The organism is Streptomyces sp. HUAS TT11, assembly GCF_051553595.1.
GTDB lineage: Bacteria > Actinomycetota > Actinomycetes > Streptomycetales > Streptomycetaceae > Streptomyces.
The window spans coordinates 71,089-85,784 of sequence record NZ_CP196188.1; the positions used below are offsets into that span (position 1 = coordinate 71,089).

Here is a 14,696-nt window from a genome sequence, read left to right on the forward strand (position 1 = left end):
CCCGCACCGACGCCGCGCCGTGCGGCGTCGGCCACCCCCCGAAGAAACGGATCCGCTTCCCCATGCGATCGACCGTCGCTTCTGCTGCCGCGCTCACCGCGGCCCTCGCCCTCACTGTCACCGCCTGCAGCTCTTCCGGATCCAGCGCGCCGGACGCCGGGAAGCACGGCACGGATGCGACGCCCGCTGTGGCCTCGGCAAAGGTCGACTACAACCCCCAGCCGTACAACAACGTCAAGAGCGGCGGCACCTACACCACCCCCGGAACCTTCGACGACCAGGGCAACCCGTTCAACGCCAACGCCACCCTCACCGCCACCCGCGTGTGGTTCTGGTACAACCCCGACGTCATCACCTACTCCCCCACCGGTGAGGTGCAGTACAACCCGGACTACCTCAGCGACGTCAAGGTCACCGTCAACGGCGGCAACCAGCGCGTGGTCCTCACCCTCAACCCCAAGGCCACCTACAACGACGGCACCCCGATCGACTGGACGGCCGTCAAGGCGACCTGGCAGGCCAACAACGGCACGAACAAGGACTACAACGCCAGCAACACCGAGGGCTACCGCAACATCACCTCGGTCACGCGCGGCACCGACGACGAGCAGGCCGTCATCGACTTCAAGGGCGTCGACCCCTGGTGGTCCAGCCTCTTCACGACCTTCCTGCACCCCAAGGCCGCCACCGTCGCCCACTTCAACGACGCCTACGTGAAGAAGGCCCACCCCGAGTGGGGCGCCGGCCCGTACACCGTGGGCACCTTCGACACCAAGAGCGGCAACCTCACCTTCGTCCGCAACCCGAAGTGGTGGGGCAAGAAGGGCAAGCTCGACAAGCGGATCTACGTCAACCTGGACTCGGCCGCCGCGATCAACGCGTTCAAGAACGGCCAGGTCGACTACGCCTCCACGGGTAGCGCCGAGGACCTGAAGCAGATCAGCGGCGTCAACGGCACCGAGATCCGCCGTGGCGGCAGCCCCTTCGAGTACTCGCTCTACGTCAACGCCAAGTCCACGGCACTCAAGGACGTCCAGGTGCGCAAGGCGCTGCTGGAAAGCATCGACCGGGCCCAGATCGCCAAGATCCAGTTCCAGGGCCTGGACTACTCCGAGCCGCTTCCCGGCTCGGCACTGCTCTACAGCTTCCAGAAGGGCTACTCGGACAACGTCTCGTCGGTGATCAAGTATGCGCCCGACGATGCGAAGAAGATCCTGGACGCTGCCGGCTGGCAAGCCGGCAGCGACGGTATCCGGCAGAAGAACGGGGCCAAGCTCACCGTGGGCTACACCTTGCTCGGCGACGACCCGCTGGACAAGGCCACGGCCAACGCGTTCGCTGCGATGCTGAAGCCGGTAGGCATCCAGGTCGACATCAAGAAGGCCGACGAGGCGGACTTCTCCAAGATCCTCAGCGACCGCGACTTCGACCTCTTCCTGTCCGGCAACCGTTCCACGGACCCCTTCGGCGCCCGCTACCTGTACCAGTTCTACGGCACGGACAGCGACTCCAACCTGACCGGCACCGGAACCCCGGACCTGGACAAGGAGATACACGCCGCATCCCAGATCTCCGACGCCGGCAAGCAGACCGCCCAGGCAAACGACATCGAGCGCAAGGAACTGTCGCAGTACGCATTCCTGCCGCTGTTCAGCGGCCCGTCCATCTACGCCGTCAAGAAGGGCCTGGCCAACGTCGGCGCCACCATCTTCGCCACTCCCCTGCCGGAAACCGTCGGCTGGCAGAAGTAACCACTCTTCCGGGCTGAGCCCAAGATGCACAGGCTCAGCCCGGCGCCGGGAGCGATGTTTGTCCTGTTCCCCCGCGTCCACACCGCTTACGGTCCCAGTGGAACGTGTCCGCGGATGCGGGGCGGCGGGGCCTCTCACTCCCTGGCCCGACGCCCCCATCGCCGTCGGCTTGGAGGTTCCGGCCGACGGAGACCGTGACCCACTGGCTCGGTGGCAGGCCCTTCGCAGACGCTGCGGCGCCGCCCGCACTTGGGGGTGCGTGACCTTGGAGGCTCTCCTCCGGTTCCAGAGCGCTTCACCTTGGGCTAGAGGCCGAGCTTGAGCAGCAGTTCACTCAGCTCCGTTGGCATGGTGATCATGCAGTCGTGCCCGGTTGGCAGTTCCCACACCCGTGCCGGAGAACCATTGGGCTGTATTGCGGGGACGGGCCGCCGGGTGATGCCGTCCGGCTGCACGCCGACGCAGTGGATGTGCGTACGCGGAATCGTGTCCACCGCCGCGTTGTCCAGCCGGACCGGTTGCTGCAGGCAGCGCACCGGCTGGTCAGAGAGCATTGCGCGCAACCACGCGACGTCTGCCGGGTCGGTGACCCCGAACAGGCCGAAAGGCGCAGGCATTTCAGGCAGCGGTGGAACGCGCCAGGCGCTGTCGGACTTCGCGGCCAGGTCAATCAGGTTCTGCGTCATGGGCTGGATGTCGATGGCGGTCTCGCCGTGTTCGGGGACCATCGCATCCAGGTACCCCAGGTGTGCGATCCGTTCCGGGACCTCATTGGCCACGGACGAGATCACCAGTCCTGCGTAGCTGTGGCCCACGAGGACCACCTCGGTCAGGTCCTCCTCGTGGATCAGCTTGACGATGTCCTTGACGTGCGTGTCGAGCCCCACTTCGGGGCTGAGCAGGTGCTTTTTGTCGCCGAAGCCGGTCAGCGACGGCGCGAACACGCGGTGTCCGGCCGACTCCAGCAGCGGGACCACCCGCTCCCAGCACTGGCCGTTGTGCCAAGCGCCGTGGACCAGCAGGAACGTTGACATGACTGAGGTCTTCCTCTTCGGGGTGCGGAGGCGCGAAAATGTGACAGTTCCTATTCGTGCCTCGGTACTCTTTGAGAACCATAATCATCGTGGTACACCTGCCACGTCTCGGCAATAAGGCACATTTCGGTGCCCCGGTTCTCTGGAGGTAACCATGACCACAGCCGGCAGCAAATCGCGGTCGACACAGCAGCAGGACCCGTGCCGGACCCGCGAAGTGCTCGACATCGTCGGGGACAAATGGTCACTGCTCGTCGTGCGCAATCTCAGCCAGGGACCGCTCCGCTTCACCGAACTCAAACGAGCCATCGACGGAATCAGCCAGCGCATGCTCACTGTCACCCTGCGCAGCCTGGAACGCGACGGAATCCTCACACGGACCGTCCGCAACGTCATGCCGCCGCACGTCAGCTACGAACTCACCCCCATGGGCAAAACCCTCCGCCAAGCCACCGCACCCCTGCTGGAATGGAGCATCACGCACCTGGCACACATCGACGCTGCCCGCAGCACATACGACGCCCGCAATGACGCCTCGCCAACCTAGCCTGCGCCTAGGCCCCTACGCGATGAACTCCCGCAGCCGGCGGTCTTTGTGGACGTTCAGGTTGTCCCACACGAGCACGATCGGGGCGCCAAGCTGCTGGTGGGCGGCGATGAGCAGGTCGCGGCAGTCGGTCCAGGTGAAACTGCGTCTGCCGCCCCGCTTGTGATCGACATGCCGTTTGGGCCGGTAGAGTTATTACTCGGACGGCAGCAACGGCTGAGCCGAAAGGGGCCCAAGGCGGAGAGCCTGTACCAGCGGCCTTTCCCGGGTGCCGAGTTCGGAAAACAGTGCGGGCGTCGTCATGGATCAGCACCGGCGGCATCCCACAACTGGTCTCAGCCGAGCGCGGCGGCAGATCGCTGCCGACGGCGGTCTGACGGACCGATGCATCGCAGAGCCAATACCCTCACTGCCCGCCTGGCCGGATTCGGGTGACCCGCGGCCGGACAGGGGCGGCGCCGGAACCGGGCGGTTGGCAGTGCGGAAGGCGGACGCACTGGCCTGCCGGGTTACGGTATCCGACAGTCGCCTTCGCGGTGTGTGTCGTTGGTCTGCTCGGCGCCCTGCGGCAATCCTCAGAGCGGGCTGGCCCGCTTCCGCGGAGCTGTCTTCGAAGATGCTGAGTTCGAATAGCTACGCTGGATCCGCAAGCTGGAGGAGGCTGGATCTGTATGGGTGACGGGCACGGACCCGGACGGTCTGAACAAGAGGACCCGCTCGCAGTCGAATGGGAGAGGCACCGGCCCGCGGTTTTCGGTGTGGCCTACCGACTGCTGGGGAGTGTGGCCGATGCCGAGGATGTGGCCCAGGACGTGTGGCTGCGGGCGGCCGGAGCGGATCTGCAGGACATCGGTGATCTGCGTGCCTGGCTTGTGACGGTGGCCGCGCGACGGTCGTACGACGTGCTCAAGAGTGCCCGTTTCCGCCGGGAGACCTACGTCGGGCCGTGGCTGCCGGAGCCGTTGTTGACAGGGCCGGACGCATCGCAGCCGGTACTGGTTGATGAGTCGGTCAGTTCGGCGATGCTCCTGATCATGGAAGAGTTGAGCCCGCCGGAGCGGGTGGCTTTTGTCCTGCACGATGTCTTCGACCTTGAGTTCGGATGGATCGCCGAAGTGCTGGACGTCTCCGTGCCGAATGCCCGGCAGCTCGCCTCGCGAGCACGTCGGCGGGTGGCCAAAGCGAAGCAGTCCACGCCGCAGGCGTCGAAGGCGGAGCGCGAACGCATCCTCACGGTCTTCCGCGCCGCGTACGAGGCCGGGGATCTGGCCGGCCTGGTCAGGCTCCTGCATCCGAACGCCGTCTACGTCACCGACGGCGGCGGCAAGATCTCCGCGGCACGCAAGCCCATCCACGGCGGCGAACGCGTCGCCGAGGTCATGGTGCGTGTGGGGCGCCAGTGGCATCCGGACCGCATCGACTTTGCCGAGGTCGGCGGTGAGCTCGCCCTCGTGTTCCACCGGGAAGGCCGGATCTACTCCGTCGACACGGTGCAGATCACAGATGGTCTGATCACCGCGTACCGCAGGGTCATCAATCCCGACAAGCTCGTGCGCGTCTGAGCTGTCACACCCGGAGGGGCTACCTCGTCTGCCTGATGAGAACGCCAAACGGGCGACGAAAAAATACGCGAGCGGGCTGCGCGCTCGGGTCGCCCCTCCGCAATAAGGACCTGTATGCAAGCCATCACTGTGCAAGATCGTGACGCCGGTCTTGCCGGGATGTCCCTGACGGACATCCCCTACCCCCATGCGGCTGAGAACGACGTCATCGTGCGGGTGCACGCCGCCGGCTTCACCCCTGGCGAGCTGGACTGGCCCGCCACGTGGACCGATCGCGCCGGCCGCGACCGGACACCGAGCGTGCCCGGGCACGAGCTGTCCGGTGTCGTGACAGAGCTGGGGTACGGCACCACGGGCCTGAGCGTCGGACAGCGGGTGTTCGGCCTGGCCGACTGGACGCGTGACGGCACGCTCGCCCAGTACACCGCGGTAGAGGCCCGCAACCTGGCCCCGCTGCCGGCGGGCATCGACCACACCGTGGCCGCCGCGCTGCCGATCTCCGGGCTGACCGCCTGGCAGGGTTTGTTCGATCATGGCCGCCTCTCCTCAGGCCAGACCGTCCTGATCCATGGTGCCGCGGGCGGCGTCGGCTCGATCGCGGTACAGCTCGCCCGCGAGGCCGGCGCCCGGGTCATCGGCACGGGCCGGGCCTCCGGCCGGGACAGGGCGCTCGCGCTCGGTGTGGATGCCTTCATCGACCTGGAGACTGAGAAGCTGGAGGACGCCGGCGAAGCCGACGTCGTGTTCGACGTGATCGGCGGCGACATCCTCGACCGCTCGACCGCTCTGGTCCGGGCCGGCGGCACGCTGGTCACCATCGTCATGCCGCCCAAGGTCCAGCCCAAGGACGGACGCGCGGTCTTCTTCGTTGTCGAACCCGACCGCGCCCGGCTCGCCGATCTCGCCACTCGGCTGAGGGACGGCCGGCTCAAGCCGGTCGTCGGTGCGGTGCGTCCTCTCACCGAGGCACCCGACGCATTCGCCCCTGGCAAACACGCCCCGGGCAAGACGATCATCCGCGTCACGGAAGACTGAGTCAGGAGACCCATCGTGATCGGAATGCGATTCGCCGCCGGCCTCATGGCCGTCGCTGCGCTGACCGCGGCCACGGCCTGCTCGACCTCCGCTCAGCCCGCCCCCGCCAAGTCACCCGCGGCGGCGGCATCGAAGCCCTCCGAAAGCCTCAAACCGCTGCTCCAGCAGGCTCTTCCGAATGTGAAAGGCAAGACGTTCACCTCAGCAGTCGTCGCGTTCCCGCCCAACGTAAGCGCACTGCCTCACCGGCACGGCCAGGCATTCGTGTACGCCTACGTTCTCGAAGGCACCGTGCGCAGCAAGGTCGACGACAAGCCTGTGACGACCTACCACCAGGGCGAGAACTGGATCGAGCAGCCGAGCGCCCACCACGTCCTCACCGAGAACACCAGCCGGACCAAGCCAGCCAAGCTCCTGGTCGTCTTCGTCTCCAACACCGGAGACAAGCTCAAGGTGGACGACCCGAAGTCATAGCCCGGTGCACGCAGCGGGCGGCAACCCTCTTCACGACTCTGCCCCTGCCAGAACACACAACACCCGCTACCAAGACGTGCCGAAGAACGCGGCCCAGGCACACGAACGGATCGAAGAACCATGACCGACCCACAGCGCATCAACATCGGCGAACAGCATCCGGCTGCCTACAAGGCCCTCATCGCCCTGTCCTCAGAGGTGGAGAAGGCCACCGTCGCAGCGGGCGTCAACCCGCTCCTGGTCGAGCTGCTGAAGATCCGCACCTCCCAGATCAACGGCTGCGCGTTTTGCCTGCGCATGCACACCCGCGACGCCCTCAAGAAGGGCGAAAACCCCGACCGGATCGCTGTGCTGCCCGGCTGGGAAGAGACCGGCTACTTCTCCGAGACCGACCGCGCCGCCCTCCGGCTGACCGAGGCGATCACACGTGTGCCGGACGGACACGTCAGCGACGAGGACTTCAACGCCGCCGCGGCCGTACTCACCGCAGACCAGGTCTCGGCAATCGCCTGGCTGGCAACCGTGATGAACGCCTTCAACCGTGTCGCGATCACCAGCCGGTACTCCGTCGGCAACTGACCTCGCCGGCGATAGGGGACGCCTAACCCACGCCTAACCCTGCTCCGTCATGAAGGTGTCGGCGGAACCAGTCGGCGCACTTGTGGCGAGATGCCCGGCCCACACAAGCGCGGAGACGTCTGAGGGTGTGCGTGCACGCGGCTCGGCCATGGCTGACGCCCTCGACTTCGCGTTGGCCCTCACGGTCTTGTGCTTCGTCCTACGGTTGACGCGTCGCTATTTCCGTTCCCGCGGCACAGCATGAGAGCAACGGGTCCACGTCGGAGCCCGGTTTCCGAAAACGGGCCTTCGTCGCGCGGGCCGCCATGGCCGCTCGAGTGCTCACGCGGCCATGGGCGCCTGCGAGGCGCTACTTCAAGTCGCTGATCACCGGGTGCTCCAGTGAGACAGGGCAGGTGAAGATGCGCATGGTCTCACTGCTGCCGAGCTGCACGTCTGTGGGTCCCTGACGCCGCCGGCGGACGTGCATCGGCCCGTCGAGGAATTCGGTTGGGGCCCAGCCCGCAGTGCCGCCGTCCCATTCAATGCTGGCCACTGCCGCGACGAACCGCATCTCGCTGCCGCACGAGTAGCACCGCACCGGTCCGCAATAGCCCTGGTAGTTCCAGGGCTCGTGGCCGCCGAGCTTCCAGCCCGGAGCAGTGGACAGCTCCCAGCGAAATCGAGGTTCATGGTCTTCGGAGTCCATGTCGTCGAAGGCAGACATCTCCCACGCCTCAACCCGTGCCTCGAACTCCTCACCCAGGACGCCGGGGTGTGGGTACTCGGTGACCGGCTCCGGACGAATCAGACACGGTGACGGCAGGTAGCCGGGCTCCCCGACGGCAAGAGGCTCCGGTGGCGTCGAAAGGCTGCCGGAAAGGTCGCGGCTGCCACGGTAACGGACGTGAACGAAGGGGCCGGCGATGCCGTTGTAGGGCACCGTCGCGTCTTCGTAGTAGTGCTGGAACGGACACCACAGGATCTGCAGCACATCCGCGTCCTTCGGAAAGCCGTCGAACCCGGGGACGTCGCGCGCGTACACCTGCATCACCGGCAGCATGGGCCAGGTGGTGTCCGCGGGGATCTGATCCCAGGTGATCTCGCCGCGGGAGACGGACTGCGTCCCTGACCGTTCAGTACGGACGTGGTCGGGTCGATGCGGTGGCCGGTGTTTAAGGTGCCTGCCGCCCATGCAGGTCGGCCACGCCTCGTCAGCCGGCCAAGCCAGTGGTCCACCGACCGAGCTGTCATACGGTCCCGGGCGCGCCGGCTCGGGGTGCAACCGGACCGCTGTCCTCGCGTGGTCAGCAAGCTCCGGGAAGACCGAGAGGACGTCGATGGGGCGAGGCGGAGTCAATGGAACGGTCATCGATGGCGCCCCTGCTGCTGAACAGTAATCCCGATGGCATCGGCGGCGTGGCACGTCTCGCTCACGGGCTGCATCGTAGGACTCTCGCTTTACGCTTCCACTGATCTCAGACGGGACAATGGCACCATCCTCCACGCTACTACCTTGCGGGAGACGGTTTTCACCACCGCCGACCGCCTGACCGTGAAGTCGCGGCCCCTGCCCCTCTGACACTCCAGAAAGTGTCCAACGTGAGAAGCACGCCCGACCACTTGAGTGACCATGGTCGCCAGTGCGGGCGCCGAGGGTCACCAATGCGACTTCCACACCGTCGTGTTCAGCCCGGGGGATGGCAGATCATCGTCGCCGACTCCACATCGAGCAACGTCCTCGTCACCAAGCAGCCTGCCCGGCGACTAGGCCTGCACATAGTCACTCATCACGGCGAGAGCAAGATCAAGATCAGGAGGTACTCCAGGCTCGTCCCCATCCACAGATGGTGACGAGCGGCAAGGAGCGGCTTCTGTCGGTAACACATGGCTGGTGGCGCTGGCTGGGGGGAGAGATGGGGGCTGGCTGGGATGACCGTGGCGTAGCCGTGTTTCTAGTGTGGACGTGTTCGTTGATCCGGCAACCGTACGGCGTCCTGCTTGTCGGGACGTGGGTGCGCGTGCTGCCGAGGACTGCCGGCATGGCCGTTCGCGCTGCGTACTTAGTGGACAAGCAACCAGTGAGGTGGTGTGTGAGTCTTTGATCGAGGACGGCGTCAAGTGGCTTCGTCGTGGGGTCCTGCTGACGTCTTGATTGCCTGCATGTGGGGGCAGTCAGGAACGGCCTGATGCTCCCCCAGCGGTGCTCGACTTGTGGTGGTCGCCGCTGTCAGGTCGTCTCTGGGCAGCTTCGGTCATCTGCTCTGCCCGAGCGTTGTTTTGCAGCCCGTCGGCGCTCTGTCCCCCGGAGACGTCGATATTTCTGCCATGGCCCGTGACCTGTCCGTGTCTCCCCCCGGGCGCATTCGAAGCCCGGAACCCCATAGATAGCAGTGCCTTAAGAGAGGAATCGAAGTGCCAGCCATCTGCACCGTCTTTGTCGGACCTCGTCCCACCGTGGTGACTGCTGCCGGTGAATTGGACATCGCCACCGCCGTCCACACTGACGCCATCTTTACCGCCGCCAGTAGTGGCGCTCAGCCCGATGTCGTCATAGATCTGAGGCAAGTCACCTTCCTGGACTGTGCGGGGGCACGTCCTGTGGCCACTGCCGCGCGCCGAATCCGCGAGGCCGGGGGCTCGCTGACCCTGCTTGCCGAGCACCCCATGGTTCTCAAAGTGCTGCGCCTTCACCATTTGACCCCTGACAGAGCGTCGTCGGCGGAGGGTGCCGTCCCAGCTCAGCACCCTCCTGCGTATCCGCCCGTAGTGCTCCGCTGCAACCACCGCTGTGGCCTGCGGTCGGAGCGCTAGTTGACGAGGCCGCTGCTGACAGGAGTCGAAGTGGCGTGTGCGGTATGGCGAGGGCGAGACCTGCCGGGCGATGCCCTGGACGGCGTACCGGGCGACCATCGATGCACTGCAGCAGGTCGTCGATCCTCTCGACATCACGCCGACCAGAGACCACGACGGATCCGTGCGTGAAGGCGCCGATGGTCCTGCCCGGCACCGGTCTTACCGCAGCCGAGCCCGGCGGCGGAAGAGCACCTTCGCTTACCTCGCAGCAGTGGGACGGAAGCGATTGCGCCGGTCATGGCTCCGTCAGGGGAAGGCGTGCCTGCAAGGTGCTTCCTTGCCCATCGGGGCTGTGGAGCGTGAGGATGCCGCCCAAAGCTCTTATCCGGTCGGTGAGACCGACCAGGCCCGAGCCGTGCCCCAATGTGGCGCCTCCGACACCGTCATCGTGAACGGACAGGTACAGGACGTCGTCGCGGGCCCGCGCAGAGACGTGGACGTAGGACGCATGGGCGTGCTTAGCGGTGTTGGTCAGTGCCTCCGAGACGACGTAGTAGGCGGCCACCTCGATCGGCTCGGACAGCCGTTGGGGGACATCCACGTCGAGTTCGACTGGAACCGGTGAGCGACGAGCCATGGCTCTGAGCGCGGGGGGCAGGCCGCCCTTGGAAAGGACGGCCGGATGGATACCGTGGGAGAGCTCGCGCAGACCGTCCAATACCCCCACGAGCTCATCGGCAGCCCGGGCCGTCTTGGCCTGGAGCTCCGGTTGGGCCTCAGGTATGGCGCTGTGGACTGTCTTCAGTTCCAGTATGACCGCCACCAGTTGTTGCTGGGCGCCGTCGTGCAGGTCATGTTCGATGCGTTGCCGGGCTCGGTCGGCGGCGGCGAGGATTCTGGACCGTGAGGTGGACAGTTCGGCGTGGCTTTCCTGCAGTGAGTCGGCCATGCGGTTGAAACTGCGCTCCAGCCCCCCGATCTCGCTGACGCCTGTTTCCGGCGTACGTGCGCTCAGATCCCCGTTGGCGAGTCGGTCGGCCATGGCGGCAGTTCGGCGCACGGGGAGCACGATGGCTCGAATGATGTAGGCCGCGAATGCTGTGATGAGCAACACCGATCCCGTCAGGCCTCCGACGGATGCGGCGACTGCCCGGTCGGCGGTGGCCACGGCACGTTCCTCACGGGCCGTCACAAGACTCTGCCTGGTGGCCACGATGCGATAGAACTCGTCTCGGATCGGCTCCGCGCGCCAGTCGTCCCGCTCCATTGTGGTGATGCGTTGTCTCATTGGAGGGGCATGCTTTGCGGCGCTTCCCGAAGGTATGGGGTGTTCCTTGATATAGGCGATGCCCGTTTGCCGTATCCGTTCCGCTGTGGACCGCTGTTCAGGGTTGATGCCGGCCAGGTGCGTCAGTGCGCTGGCCTCTTTGGGGAAGGCGGCCTGGGCGGCCTTCCAGCCCGTGTGGTACTGCTGCTGCCCGGTCAGCGCGTAGCCGCGCGCATCTGCCTCAAGGTTGAAGAACTGGCGCTGTACCTGGTCGACCGCCATGAGCAGTTCTTCGGACTGCTGGGCATGCTGCTGGGTGGTACGCAGGTCTGCAACCGAGCGGAACAGGATGACGAAGGCCGAGCCGATGAGGAGTATCAGGAGGCTACTCACGACGATCATGCGGCACGTGAGTCCATTCCTGGCGCCAGCTCTCTGAGTGGGGGAAGTGAGCTCGTGCACTGGTTCCTCCCTGTCGGAGCGACAGGTTATGCGGGCTTTACGGGGTGCTCGCCCGACGAGGCTCAAGGACAATGGTAGGCATGACGCCAGTAAGCTCGACGTTCGGCGCTGGGGCTGGACCGAGCGACAGCGGACCGATCATGGCGGGTCTGCGGATCGTCCTCGCCGAGGACGACGTCCTGCTTCGCGAAGGACTGGCCAGCCTGCTGGAGCGTGCGGGCTGCGCGGTTGTGGGGCAAGCCGGCGATGCAGTCCAGCTGCTGGACATGGTGCGGAGAGCGACGCCGGATCTGGTCGTACTCGACATCCGGATGCCGCCCGGACAGGCCACTGAAGGGCTGGACGCAGCTCGCACCATCCGGCAGGAGTTCCCTGACATGGGCATTTTGGTCCTGTCGGCGTATGCCGAGGTGGAGTGCGTGTTGGAACTGCTGGACAGTGGCCACAGCATTGGTTACCTGCTTAAGAGCCGTGTAAATGACGTGCAGGACTTCCTGGAGGCGCTGCAGCAGATCGCCAGGGGCGGTGCGGTGGTCGATCCCTCACTGGTGCACGAGCTGGTGTCCGCCCATCACAAAGAGGAGCCTCTGGCAGTGCTCAGCACACGGGAACGCGAGGTGCTGGAGCTCATGGCCGAGGGCCGTTCCAATGCCGGCATCGCCCGTCGGCTGTGGGTCTCCGAAGGAACGGTGGAGAAGCACGTGCGCAATATCCTGGCGAAACTGAACCTACCGGAGACCGACGACGATCACCGTCGCGTCCGCGCGGTCGTCACGTTTCTGGAGTCCCGATGACCGAGCCGCCCTGGTGATCCTCGTCTTCCCCGGCGAGCAGGGCTCGAATGGCGTCGCCCGACAAACCATCTTTCGCTATGAAGCCCGCTACGGTGATCTCCTCGATCAAGTCGGCATATTCGTCCTCGGCGTGGTTGGAGACCAAGATGACCCACGGAGGGGACGGGCCGGTCTCGCACTGCAGCCGACGGGCCAGGTCCAGGCCGCTTTCGGCACCTAGATCGATATCCACCAGCACCACCTCCGGCATGAGGTGCTCAACCTGCCGCAACGCCTGCGCGCTGTCGGAGGCCACTGCCACCACGGCAATGCCCTGGCACTCAAGCAGGCAGCGGGCAGCCTCGAGGAAGCGAGGGCTGTCATCGACAATCATGCAGCGGAGCATGTGACCCAGCCTCTCAGGGGGATCTGCCCGTGAGCATGCCTGCTAGCTGTACTCCGCACATCGCCTCGCACCGGTAGACCGGCAATACGGGCAGGTGCTCTGGATTCTCGAGCCTTAAAGCCTGTTCGGTCCCCCGGTGCAGCGTCGCGGACAGGGGTAGCTTCCGCCACGGATATAGACACTGCGGAAGCAGCGTGTCCCACAGGTGATCCGACACGATGCGAAGAACTCTGCGCTCCGAGAGATCGAGGCTCAAATTGCGCCCCCAGTCCGGGCATCAGCGGCGATCCACCATTGGGTCAGCCATTGTCAGCACCTCGCGTTCGGATTTCTTAACGCGTTACGCCTTGACCAGGTCCTCCCCACGTCGCATATTGGAGTCCGCATAGCGGAAACAATCTCTCGCGATACGGCAAGAATGCGCCAAGGATTCGGTAAGAGCAACATAACCGCTTTATTGGATCCCAACAGGCTGGATGATCTCCGCCACAGCGCGCTGCTTCTCAGGAGCAGAGAGCGCACTCCCGGCTTCACCCCTCGCAGGACCACCCATGAACTTCCTTGCCAGCGGTGTCTCAGCGCCGGCTCCCGACGGCCGCGAGGTCTGTCCGACACAGCAACGGACAAGGCACTTTCGGCCTGGCTTCCCAGGCGGCAGTCGGGTACCGGCCGATGGCACCCGAGCGCAGGTGGCGCTCCCCGTCCTGCTGATCGCGGTGATCACCCTTGTGGCATCCGTGGCCCCTCTGGCCATTCACCTCTCGCCGCTCCTCGTGGCGGCCCCCACCTGCACCGCGGCAATCGCACGGACCCGGCTCACGGTCGCCATGGCTCTGGCCGCCAGTGCTGCAGTGGTCCTCGTCGACTGGCACGACGATCTGGTGCACACGGCTCTGCTGCCCATCCACATCGGCGCTGTGCTGGCAGTCTCCGGTTTTGCCATCGCTGCTCGCGCTTTGCACGACCGCGATCTGAGAGAACTCACACAGGTGCGAGCCGTGTCCGAGGCGGCCCAGCGAGTTCTGCTGCGGCCCCTCCCTCGCACATTGGGCTCTTTGCGTATCGCGTCGATGTACCGGGCTGCCACCGCGCACGCTCTGGTGGGCGGCGACTTGTACGCCGTCGCCCGCGCCGGCTGCACGAACCGCATCCTCATAGGCGACGTCCGCGGCAAGGGTTTGCCGGCCATCGAAGACGCCTCCGCACTCCTTGGTGCCTTCCGCGAAGCCGTCCATGAGCACGAGAAACTCCCGGACTTGGCGGCCGCTCTGGAGCGCAGCGTCCGCAGGCACCTGGCCGAGATGGCCGAGAGGGATCCCGACAGCGCCGAGCGCTTTATCACCGCTGCGCTGGTCGAACTTCCCGATGGGGAAGAGACGGTCAGGGTCGTCAACTGCGGGCATCCCCCGCCTCTGCTGAAGCAACGCGACCAAACGACCCTCCTGTGCGGCAGTCGGCCCGCTCCACCACTTGGTCTGGCCGGAAGCACGGCGGACTCATTCCCCCTCGACACCTTCGCGTTTGGTCCCGGCGACACGTTGCTGCTGTACACCGACGGGCTCGTTGAGGCCCGCGACGCCACCGGGAACTTCTATCCCTTCCTTGAACGCGCTTCCACGTGGGCCTGGCAGTGCCCGCACATCCTTCTGCGACACATCAGCCAAGACCTCAAGAGCTATGCAGGTGGGCACCTGAACGACGACCTCGCCATGGTGGCCGTCCACTGCCCTGCCCACTCCCCCCACCCCCCGGAGGCCCTCGCATGCCCTACGCCAGAGGCCACCGCCTGACTGCGGAAACGGCCGACACCCGACAACCTCCCGCACTGCAGCCATCCCTGCCCACTTCGAAGACCCGTGGAAGACAACAGCCCCACCCCGTGCGCGTGCATGCCGGTCCTACCCGCTCGCCCGGCCCGGGTGACATACACGCAACGCAGCCGATACCACTGTCGTTCCTCGAAGAGCCAGTGGCGGCCCAAGCAGACGGACACGCTGTACCACACGCCAACCACAAAGGGACAGTGACCAG

At 65.8% G+C, this 14,696-nt stretch carries 13 protein-coding genes and 1 pseudogene; 9 read left to right on the top strand and 5 right to left on the bottom strand.

Translation table 11 applies throughout. The features are described 5' to 3' along the window. Positions 1-62: 62 nt before the first annotated feature. A complete protein-coding gene (locus tag ACSHXN_RS47895; RefSeq protein ID WP_438307151.1) occupies positions 63-1,751 on the top strand; it encodes an ABC transporter family substrate-binding protein in 1,689 nt (562 codons plus the stop codon). Positions 1,752-2,056: 305 nt separating this feature from the next. Here ACSHXN_RS47895 and ACSHXN_RS47900 read toward each other — a convergent pair whose 3' ends face one another. Then, complete coding sequence (locus ACSHXN_RS47900; protein ID WP_355140608.1) at positions 2,057-2,785, bottom strand: alpha/beta fold hydrolase; 729 nt, start codon at positions 2,783-2,785, stop codon at positions 2,057-2,059. Between the two features lie 154 nt (positions 2,786-2,939). On the opposite strand from ACSHXN_RS47900, the gene ACSHXN_RS47905 reads away from it, so the two are divergent. Further along, entirely contained in the window at positions 2,940-3,332 is a 393-nt protein-coding gene (locus ACSHXN_RS47905; RefSeq protein ID WP_355140607.1) for a winged helix-turn-helix transcriptional regulator, read from the top strand. A 21-nt stretch (positions 3,333-3,353) separates the two neighbouring features. On the opposite strand, the pseudogene ACSHXN_RS47910 reads toward ACSHXN_RS47905, so the two are convergent. Then, positions 3,354-3,524: pseudogene (locus ACSHXN_RS47910) on the bottom strand (IS630 family transposase); the annotation flags it as partial. A gap of 479 nt (positions 3,525-4,003) precedes the next feature. On the opposite strand from ACSHXN_RS47910, the gene sigJ reads away from it, so the two are divergent. From sigJ to ACSHXN_RS47930, 4 genes are all read left to right on the top strand, one after another. After that, positions 4,004-4,894, top strand: coding sequence for an RNA polymerase sigma factor SigJ (gene sigJ, locus ACSHXN_RS47915; RefSeq protein WP_438307152.1), 891 nt, complete (start codon positions 4,004-4,006; stop codon positions 4,892-4,894). 114 nt (positions 4,895-5,008) lie between these two features. Continuing rightward, complete coding sequence (locus ACSHXN_RS47920; RefSeq protein ID WP_438307153.1) at positions 5,009-5,929, top strand: NADP-dependent oxidoreductase; 921 nt, start codon at positions 5,009-5,011, stop codon at positions 5,927-5,929. A gap of 24 nt (positions 5,930-5,953) precedes the next feature. Beyond that, entirely contained in the window at positions 5,954-6,403 is a 450-nt protein-coding gene (locus tag ACSHXN_RS47925) for a cupin domain-containing protein (protein ID WP_438307168.1), read from the top strand. Between the two features lie 120 nt (positions 6,404-6,523). Next, on the top strand, positions 6,524-6,982 hold the full coding sequence (locus ACSHXN_RS47930; protein WP_356296602.1) for a carboxymuconolactone decarboxylase family protein: 459 nt from the start codon (positions 6,524-6,526) through the stop codon (positions 6,980-6,982). A 349-nt stretch (positions 6,983-7,331) separates the two neighbouring features. On the opposite strand, the gene ACSHXN_RS47935 is transcribed toward ACSHXN_RS47930, so the two are convergent. Beyond that, positions 7,332-8,024 (bottom strand): hypothetical protein, encoded by a 693-nt coding sequence (locus ACSHXN_RS47935; protein WP_438307154.1) that lies wholly within the window; start codon positions 8,022-8,024, stop codon positions 7,332-7,334. Positions 8,025-9,418: 1,394 nt separating this feature from the next. Here ACSHXN_RS47935 and ACSHXN_RS47940 point away from each other — a divergent pair. Next, a complete protein-coding gene (locus ACSHXN_RS47940; protein ID WP_438307169.1) occupies positions 9,419-9,775 on the top strand; it encodes an STAS domain-containing protein in 357 nt (118 codons plus the stop codon). Positions 9,776-10,052: 277 nt separating this feature from the next. On the opposite strand, the gene ACSHXN_RS47945 is transcribed toward ACSHXN_RS47940, so the two are convergent. Beyond that, entirely contained in the window at positions 10,053-11,426 is a 1,374-nt protein-coding gene (locus ACSHXN_RS47945; RefSeq protein WP_355140601.1) for a sensor histidine kinase, read from the bottom strand. A 200-nt stretch (positions 11,427-11,626) separates the two neighbouring features. Here ACSHXN_RS47945 and ACSHXN_RS47950 point away from each other — a divergent pair, with 200 nt between their 5' ends. Further along, positions 11,627-12,280, top strand: a complete 654-nt coding sequence (locus ACSHXN_RS47950) for a response regulator (RefSeq protein WP_438307170.1) — start codon at positions 11,627-11,629, stop codon at positions 12,278-12,280. Here the strand turns inward: ACSHXN_RS47950 and ACSHXN_RS47955 are convergent. Continuing rightward, positions 12,258-12,653 (bottom strand): response regulator transcription factor, encoded by a 396-nt coding sequence (locus ACSHXN_RS47955; protein WP_438307155.1) that lies wholly within the window; start codon positions 12,651-12,653, stop codon positions 12,258-12,260. The two genes, ACSHXN_RS47950 and ACSHXN_RS47955, sit on opposite strands and share 23 nt — an antisense overlap. Before the next feature lie 563 nt (positions 12,654-13,216). On the opposite strand from ACSHXN_RS47955, the gene ACSHXN_RS47960 reads away from it, so the two are divergent. Then, positions 13,217-14,455, top strand: a complete 1,239-nt coding sequence (locus ACSHXN_RS47960; RefSeq protein ID WP_438307156.1) for a PP2C family protein-serine/threonine phosphatase — start codon at positions 13,217-13,219, stop codon at positions 14,453-14,455. Positions 14,456-14,696 lie beyond the last annotated feature (241 nt).

Bases quoted from the DNA above. Each gene is read 5' to 3' on its own strand.
- ACSHXN_RS47945 (WP_355140601.1), bottom strand. From the start codon at position 11,426: ATGATCGTCGTGAGTAGCCTCCTGATACTCCTCATCGGCTCGGCCTTC.
- sigJ (WP_438307152.1), top strand. From the start codon at position 4,004: ATGGGTGACGGGCACGGACCCGGACGGTCTGAACAAGAGGACCCGCTC.
- ACSHXN_RS47955 (WP_438307155.1), bottom strand. From the start codon at position 12,653: ATGATTGTCGATGACAGCCCTCGCTTCCTCGAGGCTGCCCGCTGCCTG.
- ACSHXN_RS47950 (WP_438307170.1), top strand. From the start codon at position 11,627: ATGGCGGGTCTGCGGATCGTCCTCGCCGAGGACGACGTCCTGCTTCGC.
- ACSHXN_RS47920 (WP_438307153.1), top strand. From the start codon at position 5,009: ATGCAAGCCATCACTGTGCAAGATCGTGACGCCGGTCTTGCCGGGATG.
- ACSHXN_RS47930 (WP_356296602.1), top strand. From the start codon at position 6,524: ATGACCGACCCACAGCGCATCAACATCGGCGAACAGCATCCGGCTGCC.
- ACSHXN_RS47905 (WP_355140607.1), top strand. From the start codon at position 2,940: ATGACCACAGCCGGCAGCAAATCGCGGTCGACACAGCAGCAGGACCCG.
- ACSHXN_RS47960 (WP_438307156.1), top strand. From the start codon at position 13,217: ATGAACTTCCTTGCCAGCGGTGTCTCAGCGCCGGCTCCCGACGGCCGC.
- ACSHXN_RS47935 (WP_438307154.1), bottom strand. From the start codon at position 8,024: ATGCTGCCGGTGATGCAGGTGTACGCGCGCGACGTCCCCGGGTTCGAC.
- ACSHXN_RS47900 (WP_355140608.1), bottom strand. From the start codon at position 2,785: ATGTCAACGTTCCTGCTGGTCCACGGCGCTTGGCACAACGGCCAGTGC.
- ACSHXN_RS47895 (WP_438307151.1), top strand. From the start codon at position 63: ATGCGATCGACCGTCGCTTCTGCTGCCGCGCTCACCGCGGCCCTCGCC.
- ACSHXN_RS47925 (WP_438307168.1), top strand. From the start codon at position 5,954: ATGCGATTCGCCGCCGGCCTCATGGCCGTCGCTGCGCTGACCGCGGCC.